The 12019-nt window shown below is 36.9% G+C and carries 7 protein-coding genes; all 7 read left to right on the top strand.

The features are described 5' to 3' along the window. The first annotated feature begins 292 nt into the window (after nt 1-292). The 7 genes from CRO45_RS08330 to CRO45_RS08295 all read left to right on the top strand — a co-directional run bounded on the left by CRO45_RS08330 (nt 293) and on the right by CRO45_RS08295 (nt 12018). Nucleotides 293-847 carry a hypothetical protein gene (locus tag CRO45_RS08330; RefSeq protein ID WP_097149205.1) on the top strand — a complete coding sequence of 185 codons (555 nt, stop codon included), beginning with the start codon at nt 293-295 and terminating at the stop codon, nt 845-847. 398 nt (nt 848-1245) lie between these two features. Then, on the top strand, nt 1246-2913 hold the full coding sequence (locus tag CRO45_RS08325) for a ribonuclease J (protein WP_097149204.1): 1668 nt from the start codon (nt 1246-1248) through the stop codon (nt 2911-2913). Nucleotides 2914-3126: 213 nt separating this feature from the next. Beyond that, the gene (locus CRO45_RS08320; protein WP_097149203.1) at nt 3127-5460 is read left to right on the top strand and encodes an FtsK/SpoIIIE family DNA translocase; all 2334 of its coding nucleotides are present in this window, start codon (nt 3127-3129) and stop codon (nt 5458-5460) included. 290 nt (nt 5461-5750) lie between these two features. After that, on the top strand, nt 5751-6815 hold the full coding sequence (locus CRO45_RS08315; RefSeq protein WP_097149202.1) for a BMP family lipoprotein: 1065 nt from the start codon (nt 5751-5753) through the stop codon (nt 6813-6815). Between the two features lie 988 nt (nt 6816-7803). Beyond that, complete coding sequence (locus CRO45_RS08305) at nt 7804-8883, top strand: BMP family lipoprotein (protein ID WP_097149200.1); 1080 nt, start codon at nt 7804-7806, stop codon at nt 8881-8883. A gap of 547 nt (nt 8884-9430) precedes the next feature. Next, on the top strand, nt 9431-10969 hold the full coding sequence (locus CRO45_RS08300; protein WP_097149199.1) for an ABC transporter ATP-binding protein: 1539 nt from the start codon (nt 9431-9433) through the stop codon (nt 10967-10969). Then, the gene (locus CRO45_RS08295) at nt 10969-12018 is read left to right on the top strand and encodes an ABC transporter permease (RefSeq protein ID WP_097149198.1); all 1050 of its coding nucleotides are present in this window, start codon (nt 10969-10971) and stop codon (nt 12016-12018) included. Before CRO45_RS08300 ends, CRO45_RS08295 begins: the two co-directional genes overlap by 1 nt. Nucleotide 12019 lies beyond the last annotated feature (1 nt).

Genomic DNA, 12019 nt, shown 5'->3' with positions numbered 1-12019 from the left:
GAATATTAGATACAAAAGAATGGCTAGAAAATAGTTCGGTTTAAGTGGCTCAGTTTTTAATTAATAAATGGCTCAATTTTTACTTGCGAAATACACCCCACCTTCATTACTTTAGTTATATAACACAAAAGAGTGCTTTTTCCTCAATTTTACAGTCTTTCGAATCAATCCTCAGAAACCTCCACTATTTGAACTAACCAAAATATGACATCTCACATAACTTAATGTCGATGTTGAAAAGTCGTCCACATGCGCGTTTTTCATTTACTCAAATTAAATTGGAGGGATTTTGTTGGTTCCAGATTGGTTATATCATTCACTGCGCAAAAGATTTCGCTACCCTGACGAGATAAAACGTGAAGAGATTACTGTGATGAAAGTAAACATGAAACCTTATGATAGTGAGCAAATTGCTGCTTTTATTAATGTGGATATGGTTAACTCGGTGTTTGTTATTTTTGAAAAACATGGAGATCATTATGACGAGGTTTACTGTAAGGATTCGTTTGTGGAAAGCGTAGATATTATTGGCGCGATGGAGAAGGATCAAAAAATCGTTCTTACAGCAGGTACGAGCGGAACAGGGTATGTTGAATCCTATCATTATGTAATCCGCTACACACCAGAGGGCTATCAAGATGTTTGGGATGGCTTGGCGCGGTACTTTGTCAGTCATCATATAGCTCCAACTGATATCAAACAAAATGGAACAATTAGTTTTGACGCTGGAGGAAATGAACTCTATTACAGCTTAATAAAAACGGAACCTAAGCAAGAAGTGACCGCTCAACTTTATAAATATAATAAACAAAAGCACAAATATGAATTAGCCGAAACTTATTCATAACCGTTATCCAAGTAGCAGACTTATATAGAGAACTCAAGTCTGCTCCACTTTTAATAGTAAAATTCAACCAAACCTTAACTACTCCTTTATATCAACCTCTATTTTATTTCCTCCCAACCTTTTCACTTTTTATTTGTTATATATCCATCAACACCTTATAATGGTTAATAAGTGGTTGTTTTGTTCGGGATATACAACTTTATTCAGCATTTGTCTAGACGAGTTAAATGGACGAAATGCAACAAATTTAAAAACTATTCAGCAGACGTAAAAAACGTAAGTTGAGTAAAGTTGTGCCATAGAAAGGGTAGAGAAGTTTTCAAGGAGTGAATCGTGTAAATAAGCTCCCACCAAAACTCATACCTAATCTATGGCGTATTGATATAGGAGGAAATCAAGTGACAATTACAAAAAATGAAGTAATCCGAGTAATCCCCCTTGGAGGAGTTGGGGAAATCGGAAAGTCGATGTACGTGATCGAAATCGATGACGAACTTTTCGTTGTGGACAGTGGTTTAATGTTCCCAGAAGACGAAATGCTTGGAATTGATATCGTTATTCCAGATATCACGTACCTAGTAGAAAATAAAGAAAGAGTAAAGGGTATTTTCTTAACCCATGGACATGAAGATGCAATTGGAGCTATTGCTTACGTACTTCAAAAAATTCAAGCTCCGGTTTATGGCTCAAAGCTAACGATTGCTTTAGCGAAGGAGCACCTAAAAGATTTACATGTTCCACATCCAGTAAAGTTCTTTGAAGTAACGAATAGAAGCCGTATGAATTTCAACTCTACATATGTGACGTTTTTCCATGTGACACATAGTATTCCTGATTCATTAGCAATCGTTTTCCATACTTCTGAAGGTGCGATTGTTTACACTGGTGAATTTAAATTTGATCAATCTGCAAAAGGAAAGTATCAACCAGACTTAGCAAAGATGGCCCAGTTAGGTGATGAGGGCGTTTTTCTATTATTATCTGAATCTACTGAAGCAGAGCGACCAGGACATACAACGAGTGAAACCGTAATTGAAGAAAGATTAGCGAAACTTTTCTATTCAGCACCTGCACGTATTTTAGTGGCGGTGTATGCATCGAACTTTATTCGAATTCAACAAGTATTTAGCCATGCCCAAGAATCAAACCGCAAAGTTGCGCTAATTGGTAAAAGCTTAGAAAAGGTTATTAATATTGGTGTAAATCTTGGTTACTTAAAGATTGACGAAGAAACATTAATCCCTGTACAAGATATTCATAAATACAATGATGATGAGTTAATTATCATTGTGACAGGAAATCAAGGTGAACCACTTGATGCACTTGATAAGATTGTCAAAAAACAACACCGTGATATCCGAATAAAAGATACAGACACTGTACTAATCACATTTACTCCATCTCCAGGGATGGAAATTCAAATTGGCAGTGCCATGAATAACTTAGCGAAAGCTGGAGCTACTGTTTTAACTGCAGATAAAAAGATCCATGTCTCAGGGCACGGAAGTCAAGAAGACTTAAAATTAATGTTGAACTTATTAAAGCCGAAGTATTTAATCCCGATTCAAGGCGAATATCGAATGTTAATTGCCCATTCTAAAATAGCGCAAGCTGTTGGAATGCAAAAGTCTCAAATTTTCATCGCAGATAAAGGCGACATTGTTGAATATAAAAGTGGAAAAATGCGTATGAGCGGTCGTGTCCAAGCTGGTAACGTCTTAATCGATGGTATTGGTATTGGTGACGTTGGAAACATCGTATTAAGAGATCGTAAACTTCTTTCGCAAGACGGAATTTTCATCATCGTTGTGACGTTAAACCGTGCACAAAAGAAAATTGCATCAGGACCGGAAATCATTTCTCGTGGATTCGTTTATGTTCGTGAATCTGAAGAGTTAATCGTTGAAGCAACTGAATTAGCTCGCGGAGTAATTGAAAAGTATGTAGCGAAAGAAACGTTTGAATGGACAAACATTAAACAAGAAATACGCGATACTTTAAATGCATATCTATTCCAACAAACAAAACGCCGTCCAATGATTATTCCAATTATTATGGAGTACTAATCATCATCGTACGTTGTAAAGTTAATGATAGAACAAAGGAGGATTTTCTTAACCGAATATACGGGGAAGGAAATCCTTTTTCAGTTCAACTATGTAGAATTAACTCAAAAATTGGGGAAAGTTCATTACTTTCAACTCACGTTTTGAGTAGTTAGGGGAGTTCGACTGTCCAAAAAAATAAAAAGAATTTCAGTGAAGAAATAGGTGAATGTTATGGCACAAAGAAAAAGAAGACCTTCCACGAAGGCAAAGTCTAAAGGTAGTCCGCTCATATATGAAATTTTAGGGTTAATCTTAATCGCTTTTGGAATCATCGTATTTTTTGAATTTGGAGTAGTCGGAAGTATTGTGCAATCCGCATCAATGTTTCTATTAGGAAATTTATATATTTTTATTCCAATCATTTCTGTATTTTTAGCTGTAGTCATTATGATTCAGCGTAAAGGAATCTCATTAAGAGATCGTATAATTATTGGCTTTATCTTAATCATTTCAAGTTTATCAATCTTCAGTCATAGTTTCCTATTTGAAGATTTGACTAGAAGAGATGCTTTAAATTCTGATTCGGTGTTAAGGGAAACTTGGAGAATACTAATAGAAAACAATGGAATTGTTGACCGTAGCGATGCACTTGGCGGGGGAATGTTAGGTGCAATTCTATTTAGTTTATTCCACGTATTATTTGATGCAAGTGGAGCGAAGGTGACAGCATGGGTGATTTTATTCATCGGACTTATATTAATTACTGGAAAAGCACTTATACCATTTATTGTTGAAAAAGGTCCGGAGTTTAAGAAAAGATTAGAGCGTAAGAAAAAACCGAAACGAAGCGGGAATACTAAAGATAAAGAAGAACCGAAACGACGTGAAAAGCGTGGGGCTAAAAAGGAAAATAATCCTGCCAATGAAGTCGTTGCAACGAGTATGGATACTTATGAGGACGATCCTGTTCCCTTTCAAGAACAGACGATCTTCAGAGAACCAGTAAAGGAACCAATTATCTCAGCCTTTACACAAAACATTAAGCAAGAAACACCAAAGCCAGAACCGGCCCAAGAAAATAAAGAAACTGACGATGAATTTGACAATGCTTTACAAAAAGCCGTTCAAACGAATGTGGAAAATGAAGAGTACATCCTTCCAACGATGAATTTATTGCAACTGCCACCAGAACATGATCAAAGTGGCGAATACTCTGTTATACAGATGAATGCAAAAAAATTAGAGCAAACCTTCCATAGTTTTGGCGTAAAAGCCCGGGTGACACAAGTTCACCTTGGCCCTGCAGTAACAAAATACGAAATCTTGCCGGATGTTGGAGTAAAAGTAAGTAAAGTTGTTAGCTTACAGGATGACCTTGCATTAGCACTTGCTGCAAAAGATATTCGTATGGAAGCTCCGATCCCAGGCAAATCTGCAATTGGTATTGAAGTGCCAAATAGTGAAGTTGCCATCGTAACGTTACGTGAAGTGTTAGAAGCAAAAGAGAATAATCGTCCTGATTCCAAATTACTTATCGGATTTGGGCGCGACATTACTGGACAAGCTATATTATCAGAATTAAATAAAATGCCTCATTTACTTGTAGCTGGTTCTACTGGTAGTGGTAAATCGGTTTGTATTAACGGCATTATTGTATCGATTTTAATGCGTGCGGCACCACATGAAGTAAAAATGATGTTAATCGACCCGAAAATGGTTGAGTTAAATGTATATAACGGTATTCCGCATCTACTTGCACCTGTTGTAACGGATGCGCGTAAAGCTTCGCAAGCATTACAAAAAGTCGTTTCCGAAATGGAGAGAAGATATGATTTATTCTCACACACGGGAACGAGAAATATTAAAGGTTATAACGATCATATCGAAAAATTCAACGCTGAAAATGACGAGAAACATCCAAAACTACCTTATATTGTCGTTGTTATTGACGAGTTAGCTGACTTAATGATGGTAGCTTCCCACGATGTTGAGGATTCTATTACTCGTTTAGCACAAATGGCTCGTGCTGCAGGTATTCACTTAATTATCGCAACACAAAGACCGTCAGTTGATGTTATCACTGGTGTCATTAAAGCGAATATACCATCTCGTATTGCCTTTGCTGTATCATCTGCAATCGATTCGCGCACAATACTAGATATGGGCGGTGCAGAACGATTGTTAGGAAGAGGTGATATGTTATTTTTACCGGCAGGCGAATCGAAACCGGTTCGTGTGCAAGGGGCATTTGTCTCGGATGCGGAAGTTGAGGCTGTTGTTGACTATGTAATTGAACAACAAAAAGCTCATTATGATGAAACGATGATTCCTACAGATGAACCAGAAAAAGCAATTGAAGAAGAAGTGGACGATTTATACGACGATGCGGTTCAGTTAGTCGTAGAAATGCAGACGGCTTCTGTTTCAATGTTGCAAAGACGGTTCAGAATTGGTTATTCGAGGGCTGCGCGGATTGTCGATCAGATGGAAATGCGTGGAGTAGTTGGACCACCTGATGGATCTAGACCTAGACAAGTGTTAATTCAGAATGTTGAGAATAGTTAAAATATGTTCTCATTTTAGACAAAAAAACAAACTTTTGTGTAAATTTATCAACAAAAGTTTGTAAAAAGTATTTAAATTGTTTGTAAATGATGATATATTGAAAACCAATTAGTAGGAATGTTCAACATCATATGTAATTACTTGGTAGATTCTTTTTGTAATTTTGCTTTGAGTCATTTGGCTATATTGAACTTATATAGAATTCCATGTAATTCGCTAAAAGGATGTAGACTGACACCTTAGACGAACTGCTAATTATTTACTATATTCCTTTGGAGGTACAAAACAACATGAAAAAGCGTAAATTTGGTTTTGCGATGGCTTCTTTACTAGCTGTAGGTACGCTTCTAGGTGCTTGTGGCACGAAAGAAGAAGGTAAAGACAATGCAGAAAATGCAGAGGACACATTCTCAGTTGCAATGGTAACTGACGAAGGTGGGGTTGACGACAAATCCTTCAACCAATCAACTTGGGAAGGAATCGAGAAATTCGGTAAAGATAACGGTTTATCAAAAGGTAACGGTGGTTACGACTACCTTCAATCTGAATCAGAAGCTGATTATGTACAAAATCTAAATAACTTAATCCAACGTGATTTTGACTTAGTATTTGGTGTTGGATTTAAACTTCACAATGCTGTAGTAGAAGTAGCAGAACAACGTCCAAATGCTCAAATCGCTATTATTGACGAAGTAGTGCCAGATATTCCAAACGTAGCATCAATTATGTTTAATGCAAACGAAGCTTCTTACTTAGCTGGTGTAGCAGCTGCACTTGAAACAAAAACAGGTAAAGTTGGATTCATCGGTGGTATGGAAGGTGCAATCGTTGGTGGATTTGAAGCTGGTTACGTAGCTGGTGTTAAAGCAGCTAACCCTGATGTTGAAATATTTGTACAATATGTAGATAGCTTCACGGATCCAGAAAAAGGACGCTCAATTGCGGCATTAATGTATGACCAAGGCGCAGACATTATCTTCCACGCTGCTGGTGGTTCTGGTAACGGTTTATTCACAGAAGCAAAAGAACGTAAACAAAAAGATCCAAATGCAAACGTATGGGTAATCGGTGTTGACCGTGACCAATACGACGAAGGTCAAGTAAATGCAGATACAAACGTTGTATTAACATCTGTATTAAAAGAAGTTGGTGTTGCTGCAGAAGAAGTAGCTAAATTAGCTCAAGACGGTAAATTCCCAGGTGGAGAATTAATTACTTACGGTTTAGCAGATAACGGTGTTAGCTTAGCTGACGATCGTGGTGCTTTATCTGAAGATACAAAAACACAAATTGAAGATTATAAAGAAAAAATTATTGATGGTACAATTGAAGTTCCAACTGCACCAACTCGATAATATACACTTAAAGCATGAAGGCTGGCAGTAGCTAGTCTTCATGTTTTTTTATTTGCTTCGAAATTCGCTAGGTGAATTTTGGAAATTCTAATGAAATTACTAATAAGTAGATAAAAGTTGCTCGTATTGCGTGAAAAGTTGCTCATAAGTGTGCTGAAGTTGCTCGTAAGCGTGTAAAAGTTGCTCATAAGTGTGCTATAGTCGCTCATAAAATTACAGGGGATGCGGAGTTGCTCGTATCGCGTGGAAAGTTGCTCATAACAATCAGGAAGTTGCTCATATCGTGGGAAAAGTTGCTCATAAGTGTGTCGAAGCCGCTCATAAAATTACAGAGGAAGCGGAGTTGCTCGTATCGCGTGGAAAGTTGCTCGTAAGCGTGTAAAAGTTGCTCATAAATGTGCCGAAGTCGCTCAATAAAATTGCAGAGGAAGTGAAGTTGCTCGTAACAATCAGGAAGATGCTCATATCGTGGGAAAAGTTGCTCATAAGTGTGTCGAAGCCGCTCATCAAATTACAGAGGAAGCGGAGTTGCTCGTAAGTGTGCAAAAGTCGCTCATAACAACCAGGAAGTTGCTCGTAATTGTGCAAAAGTCGCTCATAACTTCCAAAAACTTGCTCATACCGCAGACAAATAGCTCATTAAAAAGTACTATATCGAAATGAAATCTACCTCCATAATGTTTAGCGTATTATAAAATTTACAAAACCTCGCAGACTTAAAGTCTATTAGTATGTCACAATAATAGTTTTTCTTTAATTAGCGTGTAATATTTCGTCTAAATTTCGACAAAAACCGTCATTTAGTGAATTAATTTAACAGATTTAAGTAAAAACTATTTTAATAGTTTGTAAAAAATGATATATTAATGAACGATTAGGAGGAAAGTTCATCACAATAGGTTAATTGAGCTTAACGAATCAACAAGAGTGTAGAACTTAATCACTGCTAATTTAATATCATTAAAATCCTTTGGGGGGACCAAAAATCATGAAAAAACGTAAGTTTGGTTTTGCAATGGCTTCTTTACTAGCTGTTGGGACACTTCTTGGTGCTTGTGGTGCTAAAGAAGAAGGCGGAGAAAGTACAACAACGACAGGCGATACTACTAGCAATGAAAGCGCATTCTCAGTTGCAATGGTAACTGACGTTGGTGGAGTAGATGACCGTTCTTTCAACCAATCTACTTGGGAAGGTCTAGAGCAATTTGGTAAAGATAACGGCTTATCAAAAGGTAACGGTGGTTACGACTACTTACAATCTGAATCAGAAGCTGACTATGTACAAAACTTAAATAACCTTATTCAACGTGATTTCGATTTAGTATTCGCAGTAGGATATAAATTACATGACGCTGTAGTAGAAGTTGCTGAACAACGTGAAGATGCGCAAATCGCAATCATCGACGAAGTTGTTCCAGATCTTCCAAACGTAGCATCAATTATGTTTAAAGCAAACGAAGCATCATTCTTAGCTGGTGTAGCTGCTGCTCTTGAAACTGAAACTGGTAAAGTTGGTTTCATCGGTGGTATGGAAGGTGCGATTATCGGTGGATTCCAAGCTGGATTCGAAGCAGGTGTTAAAGCTGCTAACCCAGATGTAGAAGTATTAGTACAATATGCAGATAGCTTTGACGATGCTGAAAAAGGTCGTTCAATCGCAGCATTAATGTATGACCAAGGTGCTGACATCATCTTCCACGCTGCTGGTGGTGTAGGTAACGGTTTATTCACAGAAGCAAAAGAACGTAAACAAAAAGATGCAGATGCAAACGTATGGGTAATCGGTGTTGACCGTGACCAATACGATGAAGGTCAAGTAAATGCAGATACAAACGTAACATTAACTTCAGTTTTAAAACGTGTTGACGTTGCTGCTCAAGAAGTATCTAAATTAGCTCAAGAAGGTAACTTCCCTGGTGGAGAGTTAATTACTTACGGTTTAGCTGATAACGGTGTTGGTTTAGCTGACGATCGTGGAGCAATTTCTGAAGAAACAAAAGCTGCTATTGAAGATTTCAAAAATCAAATTATCGACGGTTCTCTAGTTGTACCTAACGAGCCTAAATAATAATTTGTAATAATACAGATTCATGAAGACTGGCAAGCGCTAGTCTTCATGTTTTTATGTAAGGCGGTAATTTTCGAAAAAGAATAACATTAGGAAATTTTCTGATGAATGAGTTAGTAATATAAGCTAGAAAATGCCAATAATTATCAGATGAAAAGTTTCAAAATTAGCAATATACTAATTTAGAAGCTTTGAAACTTTACATGTGTTAATTAATCTTTGTTTAGTAAAGCACACTAATTTAAAAAGTTTTAGGATATAATCTTAATTATATTGAAAACGCTTAATATATCGCTTAATATTAAAAGGCTGTTGTATAACAAAGATTGAAGGATTTTATGAAAAGAGGCTCATGTATCTTTTATAAGAGGATGTTAACTCTAGTTTGTTGAATGTAAATATTACCAAATTGAGCAAAAGAGTAAACACTAAGCGTGATACCCTCATTATTAACACAAACCAAAAAATATCTAACAAAATTATGCAAAATGTGTAATTAGATTGTAATTAAATCTCTTCAAAACATAATGAGTAAGGAGTGAACAGGTTGGAATACGTAATAGAGATGCTTGGTATTCGAAAGCAATTTGGAGATTTTGTAGCTAATAACAACATTACGTTACAGCTCAAAAAAGGTGAAATCCACGCATTACTAGGTGAAAACGGTGCAGGAAAATCTACTTTAATGAACGTTCTTTTCGGCTTATATCAACCTGAAGCTGGAATTATTAAAGTAAATGGAAAAGAAGTTAAAATTACCGACCCGAACGTAGCAAACAGACTAGGGATTGGTATGGTGCATCAACACTTTATGCTTGTTGAAAACTTTACAGTGACAGAAAACATTATATTAGGAAATGAACCAACTAAAGGTGGCACGATCAACATCAAAGATGCTGCTAAAAAAGTTCAAGAACTATCAGAACGTTATGGATTAAACGTAGATCCATATGCGAAAATCGAAGATATTTCTGTCGGTATGCAACAACGTGTTGAAATTATTAAAACATTATATCGCGGTGCGGAAATTTTAATTTTTGACGAACCAACAGCATCTCTGACACCTCAAGAAATAACAGAGCTAATTCAAATTATGAAACTTCTTATTAAAGAAGGAAAATCAATTATTTTAATTACACACAAATTACAAGAAATTATGGATGTATCAGATCGTGTAACAATTATTCGTAAAGGTGAAGGTATTGGAACAGTTGATACATCTGAAACAAACCCGATCCAATTAGCAGAAATGATGGTTGGAAGACAAGTTACATTTAAGACGGAGAAAATTGATCCAAATCCAACGAATGTCGTTTTAAAAGTGGAAAACTTATTCGTAACTGACAATCGTGGCGTTGAAAAGGTTAAAGGATTGAACTTAGAAGTTCGCGCTGGGGAGATTGTTGGTATTGCAGGGATTGACGGAAATGGTCAAGCAGAGTTAATCGAAGCGATTACGGGTTTAAGAAAAGTTAAAAGTGGTAAGATCACACTTAATGACAAGGATATAACTGGTAATAAACCACGTAAAATTACAGAAGCAGGACTAGGTCATATTCCTCAAGATAGACATAAACATGGACTTGTTTTAGACTTCCCAATTAGTCATAATATCGCATTACAAACGTACTACAAAGAGCCAATTTCAAAAGGCGGTATTATTGACTATAAAAAAGTTAGAACGATCGCTGGCACTATAATTGATGAATTTGACGTTCGTACAGCAAGTGATATGACGCCTGCACGTGCCTTATCTGGTGGTAACCAACAAAAGGCGATTATTGGACGTGAAATTACACGTAATCCAGATTTATTAATCGCAGCACTACCAACTCGTGGACTTGACGTTGGTGCGATTGAGTATATTCATAAACGTTTAATTGAACAACGTGATAATGGAAAAGCGGTTTTATTAATTTCATTTGAATTAGATGAAGTAATGAACGTATCGGATCGAATTGCGGTTATTTATGACGGGATCATCATCGATACAGTATTACCGAAAGAAACGAATGAACAAGAATTAGGCTTATTGATGGCTGGACAAGAGTTATCATCTAAGCAATCAAAGGGTGGTGACGCATAATGAGTAGCCGCACTCAGAATTTTTTAGTTCCAATTATTTCAATTATTCTAGGACTAATCTTCGGGGCTATCGTAATGGCAGTATCAGGTTACAGTCCTGTTGATGGATATATCGCATTATGGAATGGTATTTTTGGTAGTAGTTATAACTTTGGTGAAACTGTGCGTACAATTATTCCTTATGTATTCGCAGGTTTAGCGGTTGCCTTTGCATTCCGTACTGGACTATTCAACATCGGGGTTGAAGGTCAGTTAATTATGGGTTGGTTCGCAGCTGCTTATGTAGGTTTTGCATTTGAATTACCAATGATTATCCACTTACCGCTTGCGATTTTAGCAGCAGCATTAGTGGGTGCTTTATGGGCATTTATTCCTGGTATTTTAAAAGCGCGTCTTGGTGTGCATGAAGTTATCGTAACAATTATGATGAACTATATTGCATTACGTTCTATCAATCCATTGATCGCAGCAGTAACGGATGGAGCAGAACGTACACCTAAAGTTCATGAATCAGCTTCATTACGTTCAGACTTTTTACAATCAATCACGGATTACTCACGTATGCACTGGGGATTCATCATTGCAATTATCGGTGTAATTGTTATGTGGTTCATTTTAGAGAAAACAACTCGTGGTTATGAGTTAAAAGCAGTAGGATTTAACAAAAATGCCTCAGAATACGCAGGTATGAATGTTAAGAAAAATATTGTGTTATCTATGGTTATTTCAGGTGCGTTTGCAGGGTTAGCTGGGGCTATGGAAGCTTTAGGAACATTCAATAATATTGCAGCAATGTCATCATTACCGGGTATCGGTTTTGACGGGATCGCCGTTGCCTTATTAGGAGCAAACCAACCAGTTGGTGTATTCTTTGCCGCAATTTTATTTGGTTCATTGAAAAACGGTGGTATTAACATGCCAAACGAAGCTGGTGTGCCAAATGAAATCGTGTCAATCGTAATCGCCCTAATTATTCTTTTCGCTGCATCAGGCTATGTCATCCGACTAGTGCTTGATCGTATGGGCAAATCGAAAAAGGAGGTAAAATAAG

The organism is Ureibacillus acetophenoni (genome assembly GCF_900220965.1).
Taxonomy (GTDB): domain Bacteria; phylum Bacillota; class Bacilli; order Bacillales_A; family Planococcaceae; genus Ureibacillus; species Ureibacillus acetophenoni.
This window is presented reverse-complemented; position numbering and strand designations above follow the sequence as displayed.